Genomic DNA, 14211 nt, shown 5'->3' with positions numbered 1-14211 from the left:
CTCGGGGCGGCTTGGGCCGGGGGAGCGCAGCGGTCGTCATCATTCTCAGGCGTCCTTCTTACGCAGCGACTCGAGATAGGCGTTGTACGCATCCAGTTCGCTCGTGCCGTGCACATCCGCATACCGATCCTCCGCCGCAGCACGGGCTGTATCCTCGCGGAACCATCGGTGCATCACGTACACGAGCATCAGGAGGGTGGGAGCCTCCCCGTACGACCAGGCCAGTCCGCCGGCAAGGCGCTGGTCCTCGAGCGGATCGAGACCGAGAGCCTCGGTGGGCGCAACGAATTGGGTGACGAGCATGGTCGTCGCCATCATCAGGAAGACGCCGAAGAACGCGTGCAGGGCGGCCTCAGCGAAGACATCGATCGCCCGACCGCCGTGGCTGAGCCGCATCGGCAGCGGGTCTGAGCTGAGCACAGGGAGGGTGAAAAGGACCCCGGCGACGAGGAATGCGACCTCAAGGGCTACGTGACCCTCGATGGTGGCGAGGATGCGATCAGCGAGGCCTGCCAGGTACAGACCGTAGAACGCCGCAAGATAGATCGGCAGGGCCAGCCACGGGCTGAGCACCCACCTGGCTGCACGGCTCCGCAAGCCTGCGTGTGCCGTTCGGAGAAGACCCCGTCCCATCCCACGGTGAGGGGTGGCGCGCAGAAGGAGGGTCCCGGGGGAGCCGAGGACCAGCAGAGGAGGGATCGCCATCATCAGCGTCAACTGCTGGAACATGAACACCGACAGCAGCGCATACCCGTAAGCCTCGACGCCAAGGCCGGTGGTACCGGCGAGCAGCACGCATCCCAGGAGGAAGCTGACTGTGCGCCACACCGGCCACCGCCGCCCCTGGCGCCACAGGCGGATCGCACCTGCCAGGTATGCAACCGCCAGGACCGCCGCTAGCACCGGCAACACTGGGAACGGCCCCGGGAGCACGGCGACATAGTCGGCGAACGTCGGAGGAGAATCCGGAATCCAGGGGCTCATCGAACAGACTCCACGACTTGGATGTCGACGAGCCCCGCGCGCATCGTCGATGGACGTCGCCGGGCACGGTGAACGTCGCCACCAGAGCGGACAGCTCCGGCGACGTGCACGGGCGGGCGAGCCAGAGTCATCGCGGTGTCGCAGCCTCCTTTTGTTGCGCAGCTTGCCCGGAGCGCAGCACGACGCGGCAGGCGACGTTTGCGGCTGTCACGACCTCAGGACCTTGATCGAGCTGCCCGCGACGAGGAAGAGCACCGCAGCGGCGGGCTGCACCCCGATCCAGACGGGGCCCATGAAGGGGAATGGGAGCACGGGATTCCAGATCACCGCGACGGCGACGAACACGGGTATCCACCACCACTGCCGCGCCTGGAAGGCGAACCAGCCGACAATGATCGCCAGGATCGCCGTCACGAACAGCACGACCGTTGACCAGCTGCTGGTCAGCAATACCGGTGCGAGGAACAGCACGGCGGCAGCGATCAGGCTCGGGGCGAGAGCATTGCGCTGATAGACGGAGGGGGTGCGCTTCTTCGGCGTCATGATCCTCTCATCCCAGCCCCCGCGCTCTGGGCCTCTCCCACGTCTCTGTGCGCCATCCTCCGCCTCCGGATCCAGAGCCCGCACCCCAGGATCACGAAGCCGATCCCGAGCGCGACATCTGCGAGGTTGCCGATGAACCAGTTCCCGTAGGCGAGGAAATCGGTTACGTGACCTCGACCAAATCCTGGAGGCGCGAGCAGACGATCCAGCACGTTGCCGATTGCCCCTCCGAGGATGAAGCCGATCCCGACCGCCCACCACGTCGTACGCGAGCGACGGGCACCGATGAACAGCACGACCACCGCGGCCACGCCGATTACGGTGAGCACCCAGGTCGCCTCCGAGCCGAAGGAGAGGATAGCGCCGGGATTGAACGCGAGCTGCAGACCGAGCAGGTCGCCCAGCACGGGGATACGCTCTGTCTCGCTCAGACCGGCGAGAGCTGCAGCCTTGCTTGCCTGATCGATCAGCACCACGAGCCCGGCAACCACGAACGCGACCGCATACCGGGGAATCGTCCTACGCATCGCCGGTCTCCTTCTCGGCCGCCGCCGCCTCGGCCCGGTCTCGGCGGCGGCGAGCACGGCCGGCCAAGAGGACGCCGGAGGCGCCCATGGTCAAGATGAACGCGAAGGCGATGACCACCAGGAGGCCCGCGAAGCCGAGGTCGTCCCGCTGCACGCCCTGTTCTCCGTTCCGCTTCTCATGCGACCGGTCGGGGGTCTCGGATGGCGATGGCGTCGGTGACGGGGAGGCCGTGGTCGGCGGCGTCGCGGTCGGCGACGGTGCGACTGTCGTGACGTCGCCGGTTGGTGCAGTCGTGCTGGCAGCTGCACTTTCCACTCCTGCCAACAGGGCCGCAACGCCGAGCGTTGCAACCACGATGAGAGCGAGGAGGGTTCGTCGTCGTCGGGACACGACGGGGGGCCATACAGGGGATCTGAGGGTCTCAGAAGTCGAACAGGTCACCCAGGAACCCTTCCCGACGCCGTCGACCGTTGCGGCCATTGCGATCGTGACCGTGGCCGCGGTCATGCCCGCGATCACGATTGTGATCGCCGCTGGGCGGGTAGTATCCACGGTCGTCCGAGGGCGCAGGCATCGCGCCAGCGGCACGATCGATGATCTTGTCCAGTTCACCTCGGTCCAGCCACACGCCACGGCACTGAGGGCAGTAGTCGATCTCTACGCCTGAGCGGTCCGTGATGAGCAGGGCGGTCCCGTCGACGGGGCATTTCATGATGGTTCTCCTTCGATAGATGATCGTTGACGGCGCGACGGGGGCTGTCACGCGTGAGTCGTGTGCTCTTCGGGGTGGGATTGCGGTTCGATCTGGAACGTGGAGTGCTCCACGCTCACGGGGAAGTGCTCGGCAACGCACTCCTGGAGCGAGCGAAGCAGTGCCGCGGAGTCCTCTTGTGACAGCTGGTCCTTGATCACCACGTGCGCCGTCAGGGTGGGAAGGTCTGTCGAGACCTGGGAGGCGTGGAGGTCATGGACGCTGACGACGTGCGGTAACTCCTCGAGGTGCTTTCTCACAGCGTCCAGGTCAAGTCCGGGAGGCGTGGACTCCAGCAGAACGCTCCCGGACGCGCGCAGCAGGATGAATGTACGCGGGATGATTAGCAGGGCGATCAGGATGCCGGCGATGGCGTCAGCGCGATACCAGTTGAGCGTGGCGATCAGGATGGCGCTGGTGATCACGCCGACGGATCCGAGAGCGTCATTGACGACTTCGAGGAAGGCGGCACGCATGTTGAGGTTGGCCTTGCGGCCGCTCATGAGAACCAGAAGAGAGGCGACGTTGGCGAGCAAGCCGACGATGCCGAAGAACAACAAGCTGCCAGAGGCGATCTCCGGAGGCTCGAACAGTCGCCTGATGCCTTCCACGAGGGCGAAGATCCCGACTCCGAGAAGCAACGCCGCTTGGGCGAGCGCACCCAGGACCTCGGCTCGTCGCAGACCCCAGGTGTGGCGCGCCGAGGGCGGTCGGTTCATGAGATGCGCGGCGGTCACCGCAAGAGAGAGGCCGATGACGTCCGTCAGCATGTGCGCAGCGTCGACAAGCAGCGCGAGACTTCCCGTGATCGCGGCGCCGACCACCTCGGTGACGAAGACGGTCGACGTGATCGCGAAGGCGATGATCAGTCGCCGCCGAGGCGTGCTCGCCGGGGTGTGACTGTGTTCGGCTCCCATACGCTTCTCCTTGTGTGTCAGGGACGATTCATGATTCGACGTACTATCGCGGATGCGTCCCGCTGCGCGCCGATGAACGTGTCGGATCCGTGCCTTCCGTGCCGGGGATGACCGGCCACGAACAGACCGGGCATAGTCGTCATGCCCCGTCGTAGGCGGCGATGCGCCCCGTCACGCACGCTCTGCGGAAGCCACTGGTCGCCGGGTAGGTAGCCGGTGGCGAAGATCACCGACTGAGGTTTCACTCGCGTACCGTCCGCGAACAAGACATCTTGACCGTCAACGCCGATCGAACCAGGTGCGAACGTGACCCCGCTCCGAAGCAGCTTGTCGAGTCGTTCGTCGCTCGCAGGTGTCGGTGACTGGCGTCGGAACCAAGACGAGCGGACGGTGCCCCTGGGCGGGAGCGCGGTGCGTCCGCCGTGCCGGTGGCGAGATCTGGTCGACAAAGTGACGACGTGGGAGTGAGCGAGCTCGCCGGCGACCTGGGTACCGCTATCCCCTCCGCCGATGATCAGCACGTCACCCTGAGGAATCTGACGCGAGAGGCGATAGTCCGCGCTGTGAAGAATCACTCCCGGCACGATGAGCTCTGACGCCCATGCGGGGAGCGAGGGCCGCGAGGCAAATCCTGTGGCGCAGACAACGTTGCGCGTCTGGACCGCTCCCTCGGCGGTGCGCAGGAGGAGCGTTGAGCCAGTTCCGCGATGTTCTACTCCGGTGGCGCGGATCCCCCACATCGTGGCTACGCCGATCGATGTCTCGACGGCGGTGAGGTACCGCTCCATCTCGGGTGGATACGGGCGGCGGGCGGGATCGCTAGGGAGGGGGACGCCTCCGATGGCGCTGTGCTGAGCGTCGGTGAGGAGTTGCATGGAGTCCGCCCGAGAGGCCCAGGAGCGCTCTCCGCGTGGGTTTGCGTCGATGATCGCGAAGTCTCGCTGCGGGGCAAGGCCCGCAGTTCTGAGCGCGGAGGCGACTGCCAGCCCGGCCTGTCCGGCGCCGACGATAATGGCTCGGCGATGCGATAGTCCCAGAATCGTCACTGAGTCTCCATCGCGGCCGTGATGGCGCTCTCCAGGTCGTCAAACCGCTGCAGCTGGAGCTTCTTGCCATCGACGTAGAACGTCGGCGTGCTGTCGACTCCGAGCGCCTGGCCGTCGTTCACGTCCAGATCCACGCGCTCGGCGGTGGCGGGATCTGCCACGGCCCTGTCGTACGCTGCCATGTCCAGGCCGAGCTGCTCGGCGAAGCCCCGGAAGACGTCCGCACGGGACTCCTGCGCCTCAGCCCACTCCGTCTGTGTTTCGAACAGCTTGCGGTACATGCCCTCGAGCTGACCCTGCTGCGCGGCGGCCTCGGCAGCGACGGCGGCGTTCTTGGAGTTCAGATGCCCCGGCAGGGGGAAATAGCGGATGACGTAGTTGATCTTTCCGTCGTATTTCGTCCGCAGGTCTTCGACGACCGGATAGAAGGCTCCGCAGGCCTCGCATTCGAAGTCCAGGAATTCGACCACGGTGACGGCACCCTCACCGCCCTCGTCGAGCACATGCGAGTTCTCGCGCTGGACGGGGACGGAGGATGCGGAGCCGGGTGACGCGGGCGGCTCCTTTCCGTTCTGATTGACGAGGACAACGACGAACACGACGAGCATCAGCACTACGACGACTGCAGCGGTGACGATGCCAGCTTTCACACCAGGTTTCAACGGGGTACTCCAATGACACGACAAGACGAACGACGGGACGAGCGTGAGCTCGCGGTATCGCCACCGCGAGGGTGGCGCATCGGACGTCAGGTTCGCGAGAGACCGAGCTGAGAGAGGGAGAACGCAGTGGTGCGCAGCGGGGAGACGAACACCGACACACGAGGTAGTGGGCGCGGTCCGGCCCGGAGAGGGGAAGCCAGCCGAGAAGACCAGAGCAGCCGCACGATCAGGATGATCGCTGTGAGCCCGCACAGGATGCCCAGAGTGCACAGAGCGACACCCAGCGATGCGTTCATTTCTCCCGAGAGAGCAACGATCTGCTGGGGACTGGGGTCGGCTGCGGGCGATTCGACAGCGGAGCTGTCGTGTCCGGTCACGGCAACGGGAACGCCCTCGCCGCCCCGAGAATCCGTATGCCCCATCGTGGCGGTCGCTCCGAAGAGCAACAGCAACGCCAGTCCGGTACTGGTAATGAGCCGCATTATCAATAGCTGCTCGTTCGTTCGCGAGGAACCGGGGATCCGCAACGAACGGTGCATCCTCCGAATTATACTCGTCCCATGTTTGCGCATTCTTTGAGCGGGCAGGGAGCGACGAGCAGGCCATGTCCGGCGGAGTTCACGGTTGAAATGTCGGTCGGTGGTGACGAGCAGAGGCGCCTTAGAGCCCCGCCCGCCACCACCTGTGCCTATTTGGACCGGCGGCCACGCGCTCGGATGAGCCAGACGGCCATCGCGATCACGGCGGCGAGAACGAACACCCCTCCGAGGACGACAAGAACGAACATGCCTTCGGAGGACCCGTCGGATGCCCTGTCCGACTTGGCTGGAGCGGGGGTGGCTGCTGCTGCCTGCCCGCTCTGGGTAGGCGTGGGCGACGCCGACGCGACTGCGCCGGGTTGGATGCGGGTCTGCTCGTTCTGGCAGGCGGGCAGATCCCATCCGAGTGCAGGCTCGGCACCCTCCTCCGGTGCGTACTGGAACTGGAAGGACTCGGAGATCGGGTGCCCATCGCTGGAGACCGCGTTCCAGAGGATCGTGTAGGTCCCCGCCTCGCCGAGTGCAACCGGAGTGGTCAGAACGTTGAGGTCGATGGTCGAGCACGATGTCTCGTAATACAGCCCGTCAGGCCCTTGTATTTGTGCGAAGCTCGCCTGCCCGAAGTCGATCAGTTCACCGCTGAACGTGAGGGAGACGGCCTCCAGGCTCGCGACGGTGTCGCCAGCGGATGGTGTGGAGTCGAGAAGATTGTCGTGGGCGGCAGCCGGGTCGGCGAACAGCAAGGTCGCGATGGCAGCAGAAATGAGGGCGGTCGTGGTCAGGCGTATCGAGCGAGAGAGTTTCGAGGGCATGGTTTGGTCCTTGGCGCTGTCCTGAGAAGCGGCGGAGTCTTGTTGAAGGGGGCCGGGGGAAAGAGAGGGGCTTTGGGCGTTTCAGGCGGCGCCCGCCGGGGCCTGTCAACGGGACTGACGATCGTGACGCCGCGCCGGGCCGCCCGGTCGGGAGGATCAGGGATGCTGCTCATGGCTTCCGCGCTCGCTTGAGGTGCCCGAGAAGAGCTGCCAGCCCGACGCCGACAGCTCCCGTCGCGAGCACGAACCCGGCTGTGCCCTGGTCGGCAAGAGGATCAGGACCCCAGGTGCGTCCCATCGCTCCGAACCAGTTGGCCGCGATGAGGCCGTTTTGGATGATGACCCATGCGCCTAGGGCAACAGGTGTGAGGATGGCCGATGCGATGACGATCGCCCGCAGAGCCCGAGAACGCGCCCGCCGGGGCGAGACCACTGAGTGCATCAGGATGCTGCCCGCGGCGAGCAGCGCCACGGTACGGAGTTCGTGGGCGAGAGGGTCGACCAGTGTCCACCGGAGAATCCCGGTTGCACTCGCCGCCCACAGCACCATCGCGAACAGGACGGCTGCGACGACGGGATGGGTGAGAAGTGTCATCGGCCGCGACCGGGCGACTACCTGCATCCATTCGCGTACGCCCCTGCTCTGGTCGGTGCGGCTGTTGATCGCCGGCATCGCAAGCGCGAACGGGGCACCCAGCACGAGAAGCAACGGGACGACGGTGGCCAGCAGTGCTCGGCCGATCGCATCCACGCTGTGCAGATAGTCCGCGTACACCGCGATCGGGCCGGAGCTCACCCAGAACAACAGGAGCATCCCCGCAACCCATGAGAGCGTACGCGGGGTGGACCATGACTCGCCGCGTCGCCGGAGACGGTGGACGCCTGCGAGATAGAAGAAGATTCCGAAGCCGGCGACCAGGGTCCACAGCAAATCGATGTCCCAGCCGACGACCCAGCGCCCGATCGTGAGTTCTACCGGAAGGGGGGCTTCGGTGAGGATCTCAGCCGGCGTCGTCAGCGGGGGCGCACTGGTGTCAGCGGGCGCGGGTGTGCGCGCCAGCGCCGCAGCCGCGCCGCTGGCCAACCCCATCACCGCGAACTCGACGGCAATGAAAACCCAGAATGCGCCCCTCTCTCCCACGCCACGATGGATGAATCTCCGTCGGTGAGCGATCCCCAGCCCTCCAAGTGCGGCAAGAGCCAGGACCTTGAGCGCGAGCACGGCACCGTACGCGCTGATCAGGTCCCCCCAACCCGTGATCGAGGTGAGCGCCCGCGCGATGCCGGACACGAACACGACGATGAACGCGACCAGCGCGAGCGTCGAGTACCTTTCGACGACGACCCGCATCCGGGTCTCCTGCAGCCACGGACGCAGGAAGATCAGAGTCACGAGTCCGCCAAGCCACACGGCGGCGCCGATGATGTGCAAGACGAGTGCCATGACTGCGGAGTCATGGTTCGCGAGGCTGCCCGAGTGGCCCTGTGTGGCCATCGGAACCAGGCACATCAGGGACAACGCACCGACAAGCGCCGCAGCGCCCCAGCCACGGAACGCGTATGCGAGCACCGTGATCGTTGCGGCGGCCACCGTGGTGATCAACCACACGCGCCCGAGCTCAGTCTCCAGCAGGAACCGCCCCAACTGCTGACCGAACTCCGCCCCCAACGACACCTGCGGGTTGAACGATGACAGAAAGGTGAGGAACGCGGTGGTTCCGCTACTGACCGTGAGGATAGCCGCTCCGGCCGATGCCAGGTCGAGGGCCGCATCGTACTCCTTCTTTCCTGCACGAAGCGCGAAAAGTGCGAGCACGGCAGAACCGGCCATGACCGCGGCGGACAGGTTCACGAAGAGCTTTGCGGCCGGTAGCCCCCAGCGAACCAGAGCACCTGGATCGCTAGTCATCCGAGGGGCCGCACCGCCTCCGATGATCAAGCCGACAACGAGGGTGAGCATGCCGGCGGCGACCAGGATGGCGGGACCTGCCACCCGCAGGGGCTGCGCATTCACGACAGGCCTTTCGTGACCTCGGACTGCGGCTGCGGGGCTGAGGTCGCGTTCGTATCAGTGTCGGGAGCTGTGCACGCGCCGGACTTGGGCAGCTTCTGCACGGCTGGGGCAAGGGCGTCCAGAACGTTGTCCGCCGAGAGACGAGTGGTATCGACGTACACCTGTGCGGCTGGTTCCCTTCCGTACGTGGTTATGCGCAGGTTTGGGGAGTCCGAGTCGTCGACGATCCAGTCGACCGCACCGATGGTGACGCACTGCAACGTGGTGGGCGCGGGCGGTTCGAGTCCGCAGGTGAAGACGACGGCCGTGGGATCGCCCCACGCGGCCGTAGCTTGCGCGTCCGTAGTTCGGCTCGGAAGATCTCCGATGACATCAGGCAGGCGGACTGTCACGTCCGCACACTCGGGAACGTTGGCATCATCCGCTGGCTGCAAGTCGACGGTCGGCGCGCACCCGACCATAAGCAGGAGAACGCCAACGACGCCGGCGAACATCGCAGTGAGTCGCGGTGAACGCGTGCGTAGGGGCGCAGCGATCCTGGTCGCGGGCTGGGCATCAGGACGGGACATCGAAGTTCTCCAAGTGTGTCATCGGCGCGGCAACGAAACTCTCGTGGGATGCCTGCGAGAGATTCTTGAGCAGTTCAGAAAATCAGGTCCTGGACAGCGCTAGTTGAGCCAGTGACAAACGGAGAACCCGAGACCGTTGGAGGCGACGGGGGAACGGCGCGAGGGTAACCGACCAGAGGTGGGAGTCGAGCGCTCGTCGTTCGGGTTGTGCGCGTCGCGTCCCGATACACCAGACGATGGCGAGCCCCAGCAAGGCGCCGACGAGGCAGAGCACAGAACCGCTGAGGGGCTCTCCCGCGTCGCCGGGCTCCCATGTGCCGACATGTGTCACATGGGCCTCAGGATCGGCCAGTGTCCCAGCCAGCTTCGCGACAGCCGTGGGGTTGCCGGCGCCACTGAGCTCTCCATGGACAGTGGATGCAATTCCGAACGAAAGGAGGACACTCACCGAGAGAGTGATAACGAGCCTCATTATCACTCGGTTCCGGCTCCGGGGCATGTGCTGCCAGGAAGGGAGTTTCGGGACCATTCCCACCAGACTATCTGTGCGAGACTCTTGAAACGGGCGCTACGGGCCTAAGAGCAAGAGGCACGACGAATCCCAATCGAGGGCATGTCTCGAATGCTCACCTGTGATGGATGGATCGATGATGTCGTTTGCCCAGCCTGAGACGAAATCGAACATTGTCGGATGATTCGCTCCCTGTTGGACAGCATCCGACGAGAAGCCCGTGCGCAGTAGTTCGTGAGTTCGAGATCGATCGTCGAAGACGGCAACCGGGGAACCCTTGCGCCCTTCCGCCTCAGCCGTGTGGGTACGCCTCGCCGATCGCGTCCGCTGCGTAGAGAGCATCTCGGTCGCCATGGATGAGCTCGGCGACGTTCAGCTTCGATCGGTTGTTAGCGAACGACCCCGACCTTGCCGCGTAGCCGGTTCGCTCCGCGAGCTCGTCGACGCTCAGCGGGTCGGGGAACACCTTGAGTAGCGCGCCCAGCATCGCCGTCTGAGCCTTCGGAAGGCGACTCAACCACCAGTCGACCAGGTCGCGTCCTGTCGGCAACGGCTCATAGCCGCCGTTCGCCTCGAGAGCGTCGTGACCAGCGGATGTGATGCTGATCGCTTGCCCGCCGCCTTCGATGTACCCGCGCGTGCGCAGCCCGGACAGGCTGTTCGCGAACGATCCGGACTTGTGCGCATAGCCAGTGAAGAGCCCGATTTGACGCTGCGAGAGCGTGCCGTGCGTGGCCAGAGCGCTGGCGATAGCCTTCTGCATCTTCGTGAGCTTCTGATCGTCGCCGGCGGGTGGCGTAGGCGACGCCTTGGAGGTTGTCTGCCGGAGCGGAACCGGTGAGGTCCGCTTGTGCGCGGCAGGCGTCCGTCGAGTGACGACTCGCGCGGCGACGGCCTCACCGCGCGATGGAGTCGGTGCGGAGTCGATGGCCGATCGGAGGCGCTGAACCAGCGCCTCACCCGAGGTCATCATGTCCTTCAGCTCTCGGATGAGTCCGCCCGACTCGTTCACCACCAGGTGCTCGAACCGAGAGATCATCGCCTCGAAGTCCCTCCGCTCGGCGTCGGTGATCACCGGCACGGGGATCTCGACGGGGACCTGCTCCGGAGCGGCGACTGCGGACTTCGCGGTGAGCTGCCGCTGCAGTTCCGTGATCTGTCGACGCAACGCCTTCGGATCGTCCGCCTTCGCCCGCTCGATCGTCGACGCCATCTCCGTTTCGATGGCCCGCAGGTCGATGTCAGCGAGGGTCGCCGGAGGCCGCGGCGATTCACCCACCTTCGGTGTCGTTCCGGCATCGTAGGTACGACGCTCCCGGAACCGGAACTTCACCGGCTCCCCACGCTCGGGCTGCCACAACCAGCACTCGCCTGTCGCGAGCGAGGGGAGGCTGTCGATGATCGTGGACGACTCGCTGTGCGTCTCGATCCACGCCCGGACGGCTGCCCGGTCCTGCGGAGAGACGGTGCGCAGCATGAATAGGTTGTCGACCTGGGTGAGCACGTTCTTGTTCAGGGATGCGCTGCGCTGTGACAGCATCGTGACGCCGATGCCTTTGAACCGTCCGAGCTTCACGAGGCGCTCGAAAGCGCCGACCATCGGTGCGTCGCCCGCATCGACGCGCTGCGGGATGACCTCGTGCGCTTCCTCGATGAGCAGATGCATCGGTTCGCGTTCGGGGCGCCGGTACAGGCGTCCGACGAAGGCGGTCAGGAACTTCCGACGCTCGGCGGTCGAGAACTCTGAGACGTCGAGCACCGCGCTCAGGTTCTTGCCGCGCAGCAGATCAGCGAGATACTCGCCGCTGTCCGGCTCCAGCGGCAGGTCACCGTGGAGGCCGCCGAACACCGGGACGGGGAGGCCGCCCCCGGGAGTCCCGTCGGCGCCGGATCGGACGCCCCAGTGATCGCCTTTCGGGTCGATCGAGACGGCAGGCACGCCGACGCCGTAGATCTCCTCGAAAAGGACGATCCCGGCGGTCGTCTTCCCGGATCCCTTCTTCCCGAGGAGCGCATTCGATTCCGTCACGAGGTCGAGGGGGAGCTGCACTCCGCCCAGGTCGAGCGCCCGTGACGCCCGGGCATCGTTCCTGCGCTGCTTCGCGCGGTTCTGAGTCATCGGTCTCCCCTTCGTCGAGTGAGAGTGGGATCCGCGGGCATCATCCCACGGCGGTACATCGGGGGCGCGGGCGGCGTATGCGTGACGCTGGTCGGCGAGGCACACCAGATGGCCAGGAGCGCGTCGGGAAGACCCGCGGAGTAGAAGCCGCCGTAGAAGGTGCGATCGGAGATCACGAATCCTCGATCCTCGAGCTCTGCCCGGTGGATCACCGTCTTGTGGTCGTCATCCATGCCGAGCACGTCGGTGGTCTCCGGATTCGGGACGCTGACGATGACTGCCGGTGCCGTTCGCTGCAGCTCGTCGACGAGTCGCCACGGATCACGCAAATGCTCGATGATCTCCAGCGCGACGGCAAAGTCCACGGAACGCGGCGAGGTCCAGGTCTCCAGGTCTGTTCCGTCGACGCCGAAGTCGACGGGGATGTACCGCCCTCGCCACCGGCCGTCCGTGCGCAGCACCGCATCAAGCTCCGTCCAGCCAGCCCCGATATCGAGGACGGTCTGATTGTGGTTGAGGCCGAGCTCCTGCATGGCGTCGAGCGCAGCGCGATACCGCTCCGCACGCCACTCGAATCGACCTGTCCGCTCAGCCATGTACGAGTCAGCGAGAGCGATGCGGACATCCCGGCTGTCGTCGCGGAAGTGACGGCGCCGAGTCGTGCGGCGCAGCGACGCCTGCTCGGCTGCAACGGGAACGAGAGATGTCATGCCCGCCACATACCCGGTGCCTCCCGTTCGGGGAAGGACCGGGTATGTGGCGGGCATGAAGTTCACAATCGGATTCCTCGCCGGCGGCGCCATCGTCGCTGCCTGGCTGAGGTGGTGGCGGCCCCTCGCCATCGCCTGGTGGGCGCAAGGGCACTGAGGCCGCGTGCGTACTCGTCGACGACCGCCGTCGGCGAATGCGGATATCATCGTGGGCGCCAGAGGGGAGGCGTGCATGAACACGAACGGCAAGCCCGTGACCATCGCTGACCGTCACGCTGCTGAGGCCTTGGCGGAGCAGATTCTTGACCCACGCCGGCTCTTCCCTCTCGTTGTCGTGACAACGCCAGCGGGACGCACCGATCCGTACGTGCCGGCCGCCGAGCTCATCGACGCCATCAGCCACCGGGCCGACGTGGTCGCCGTCACTCAGCAGGCGTCGAACTGGCTCTCCACACGGCTCGAGGAACTCGGACGGTCAGACCTGAACGTGTACGGGGGAGCGACCCGCCTGTACCCGACAGGACCGCTGGATGCAGACTTGGCCCCGATCTTCACCGCCCGCACGGAGGCCGATGGCATTCGGGTCGTCGCCAACGTCTCGAACCGAGTCGGTGGCACTTTCACCACCTCGACTCCGGAGCCCGAAGCGGTGCCCGCACCCACGCCGCAACTCACGGAGAACGACGCGGAGATAGCCCGGCTGAGACTGCAGGCGGAAGGCCTTGCGATGGAGCTCACCGCGGCGCGCCAGCAAATCGAAGGACTCAGCAAGGAGCTGAGCACGGCCCGGCAGCTCGCGTCGAAGACCCGAAAGCAGCAGCGCACCGCGGATCTCCCGATGAGGCTCGGCCGCTACTTCCTCGACACGTGCGAGGACATGCACTACCGAATCACCACGACGTGGGCAGAGCAGATCCCCGCAGAGCAGAAGGTCGAGCTTCCCCTCGCGTCGTTCACCTTCTCGGAGAGCTTCGCAGCATCTGTCGAAGAGGTCGCGGGCGCTGATCCGGCGCTGCGCGACAAAATCGCGCGGGCTTGTGTGCGAGTGCTGACTCGGCAAGATCGAGACGCACACCGACTGGGTCCGGAGCGCGGGGACGGCGCCTCCGCGTGGCGTTCGTACGTCGAGCAGAAGGCCGCGTCGGCGCGGCGCCTTCACTACTGGGCGATGCCCGGCGGGGCAATCGAACTTGCCCGCGTGGTCCTCCACGACGACTACCGAATCTGAGTCTCGGGGTCCCCGGGCAGGCGCAGTTGCGCTCACCTTTTACTCACCGAAAACCCCCTCAACCCACGCGAAATAACCCGAATCATGTCGATCCAACACGAAACAACGCGTATCGTGGGCTGAGGTCAACTCACGTGTTCAGCTCCATAAAACTATGGGCTGATCGGGAGTTTTCCGGTCACTATTCGTTCAGGATGTGGCGCTGTCCGGCGGGGCCGGAGCATGCGGTACAGTAACGGCAGGTTCTTGGTTCGAGTCCAAGCCGGGGAGCCAACGAG

Annotated in this window: 14 protein-coding genes; 1 reads left to right on the top strand and 13 read right to left on the bottom strand. The window is 65.6% G+C overall.

Annotated features, from left to right (window positions below):
• Positions 1-45 precede the first annotated feature (45 nt).
• The 13 genes from M3C17_RS10420 to M3C17_RS10360 all read right to left on the bottom strand — a co-directional run bounded on the left by M3C17_RS10420 (position 46) and on the right by M3C17_RS10360 (position 12705).
• Positions 46-984 carry a cytochrome c oxidase assembly protein gene (locus tag M3C17_RS10420; protein ID WP_259977659.1) on the bottom strand — a complete coding sequence of 313 codons (939 nt, stop codon included), beginning with the start codon at positions 982-984 and terminating at the stop codon, positions 46-48.
• A 207-nt stretch (positions 985-1191) separates the two neighbouring features.
• Positions 1192-1527: a DUF6804 family protein gene (locus tag M3C17_RS10415; RefSeq protein WP_021200788.1), complete on the bottom strand. Its 336-nt coding sequence runs from the start codon at positions 1525-1527 to the stop codon at positions 1192-1194.
• Positions 1524-2111 carry a signal peptidase II gene (locus tag M3C17_RS10410; protein ID WP_259977658.1) on the bottom strand — a complete coding sequence of 196 codons (588 nt, stop codon included), beginning with the start codon at positions 2109-2111 and terminating at the stop codon, positions 1524-1526. Before M3C17_RS10410 ends, M3C17_RS10415 begins: the two co-directional genes overlap by 4 nt.
• The gene (locus M3C17_RS10405; protein WP_259977657.1) at positions 2047-2208 is read right to left on the bottom strand and encodes a hypothetical protein; all 162 of its coding nucleotides are present in this window, start codon (positions 2206-2208) and stop codon (positions 2047-2049) included. Before M3C17_RS10405 ends, M3C17_RS10410 begins: the two co-directional genes overlap by 65 nt.
• Before the next feature lie 268 nt (positions 2209-2476).
• On the bottom strand, positions 2477-2767 hold the full coding sequence (locus M3C17_RS10400; protein ID WP_259977655.1) for a zf-TFIIB domain-containing protein: 291 nt from the start codon (positions 2765-2767) through the stop codon (positions 2477-2479).
• Positions 2768-2814: 47 nt separating this feature from the next.
• The gene (locus tag M3C17_RS10395) at positions 2815-3723 is read right to left on the bottom strand and encodes a cation diffusion facilitator family transporter (protein ID WP_259977653.1); all 909 of its coding nucleotides are present in this window, start codon (positions 3721-3723) and stop codon (positions 2815-2817) included.
• A 17-nt stretch (positions 3724-3740) separates the two neighbouring features.
• Positions 3741-4769 carry an NAD(P)-binding domain-containing protein gene (locus M3C17_RS10390; protein ID WP_259977652.1) on the bottom strand — a complete coding sequence of 343 codons (1029 nt, stop codon included), beginning with the start codon at positions 4767-4769 and terminating at the stop codon, positions 3741-3743.
• Positions 4766-5431, bottom strand: a complete 666-nt coding sequence (locus M3C17_RS10385; RefSeq protein ID WP_031207733.1) for a thioredoxin domain-containing protein — start codon at positions 5429-5431, stop codon at positions 4766-4768. The genes M3C17_RS10390 and M3C17_RS10385 overlap by 4 nt, the downstream gene beginning before the upstream one ends.
• A 688-nt stretch (positions 5432-6119) precedes the next feature.
• Positions 6120-6782 carry a copper resistance CopC family protein gene (locus M3C17_RS10380; protein WP_259977650.1) on the bottom strand — a complete coding sequence of 221 codons (663 nt, stop codon included), beginning with the start codon at positions 6780-6782 and terminating at the stop codon, positions 6120-6122.
• Positions 6783-6951: 169 nt separating this feature from the next.
• Complete coding sequence (locus tag M3C17_RS10375; protein WP_259977649.1) at positions 6952-8796, bottom strand: bifunctional copper resistance protein CopD/cytochrome c oxidase assembly protein; 1845 nt, start codon at positions 8794-8796, stop codon at positions 6952-6954.
• Positions 8793-9290: a DUF3515 domain-containing protein gene (locus tag M3C17_RS10370; protein ID WP_259977648.1), complete on the bottom strand. Its 498-nt coding sequence runs from the start codon at positions 9288-9290 to the stop codon at positions 8793-8795. Before M3C17_RS10370 ends, M3C17_RS10375 begins: the two co-directional genes overlap by 4 nt.
• 878 nt (positions 9291-10168) lie before the next feature.
• Positions 10169-11995, bottom strand: coding sequence for an ATP-binding protein (locus M3C17_RS10365; protein WP_259977647.1), 1827 nt, complete (start codon positions 11993-11995; stop codon positions 10169-10171).
• Positions 11992-12705: a hypothetical protein gene (locus M3C17_RS10360; RefSeq protein ID WP_259977646.1), complete on the bottom strand. Its 714-nt coding sequence runs from the start codon at positions 12703-12705 to the stop codon at positions 11992-11994. The genes M3C17_RS10365 and M3C17_RS10360 overlap by 4 nt, the downstream gene beginning before the upstream one ends.
• A 232-nt stretch (positions 12706-12937) precedes the next feature.
• On the opposite strand from M3C17_RS10360, the gene M3C17_RS10355 reads away from it, so the two are divergent.
• Positions 12938-13933 (top strand): hypothetical protein, encoded by a 996-nt coding sequence (locus tag M3C17_RS10355; protein ID WP_259977645.1) that lies wholly within the window; start codon positions 12938-12940, stop codon positions 13931-13933.
• Positions 13934-14211 lie beyond the last annotated feature (278 nt).

The sequence above is a fragment of the Microbacterium sp. p3-SID336 genome, from assembly GCF_025143365.1.
Lineage (GTDB): Bacteria > Actinomycetota > Actinomycetes > Actinomycetales > Microbacteriaceae > Microbacterium.
The sequence above is the reverse complement of the archived record's forward strand: the minus strand, read 5'-3'. Positions and strand labels throughout refer to the sequence as shown.

What these genes read in the sequence shown, in the direction of transcription:
- M3C17_RS10420 (WP_259977659.1), bottom strand. Translation starts at nt 984, where the DNA reads ATGAGCCCCTGGATTCCGGATTCTCCTCCGACGTTCGCCGACTATGTC.
- M3C17_RS10355 (WP_259977645.1), top strand. Translation starts at nt 12,938, where the DNA reads ATGAACACGAACGGCAAGCCCGTGACCATCGCTGACCGTCACGCTGCT.
- M3C17_RS10395 (WP_259977653.1), bottom strand. Translation starts at nt 3,723, where the DNA reads ATGGGAGCCGAACACAGTCACACCCCGGCGAGCACGCCTCGGCGGCGA.
- M3C17_RS10415 (WP_021200788.1), bottom strand. Translation starts at nt 1,527, where the DNA reads ATGACGCCGAAGAAGCGCACCCCCTCCGTCTATCAGCGCAATGCTCTC.
- M3C17_RS10400 (WP_259977655.1), bottom strand. Translation starts at nt 2,767, where the DNA reads ATGAAATGCCCCGTCGACGGGACCGCCCTGCTCATCACGGACCGCTCA.
- M3C17_RS10360 (WP_259977646.1), bottom strand. Translation starts at nt 12,705, where the DNA reads ATGACATCTCTCGTTCCCGTTGCAGCCGAGCAGGCGTCGCTGCGCCGC.
- M3C17_RS10370 (WP_259977648.1), bottom strand. Translation starts at nt 9,290, where the DNA reads ATGTTCGCCGGCGTCGTTGGCGTTCTCCTGCTTATGGTCGGGTGCGCG.
- M3C17_RS10365 (WP_259977647.1), bottom strand. Translation starts at nt 11,995, where the DNA reads ATGACTCAGAACCGCGCGAAGCAGCGCAGGAACGATGCCCGGGCGTCA.
- M3C17_RS10380 (WP_259977650.1), bottom strand. Translation starts at nt 6,782, where the DNA reads ATGCCCTCGAAACTCTCTCGCTCGATACGCCTGACCACGACCGCCCTC.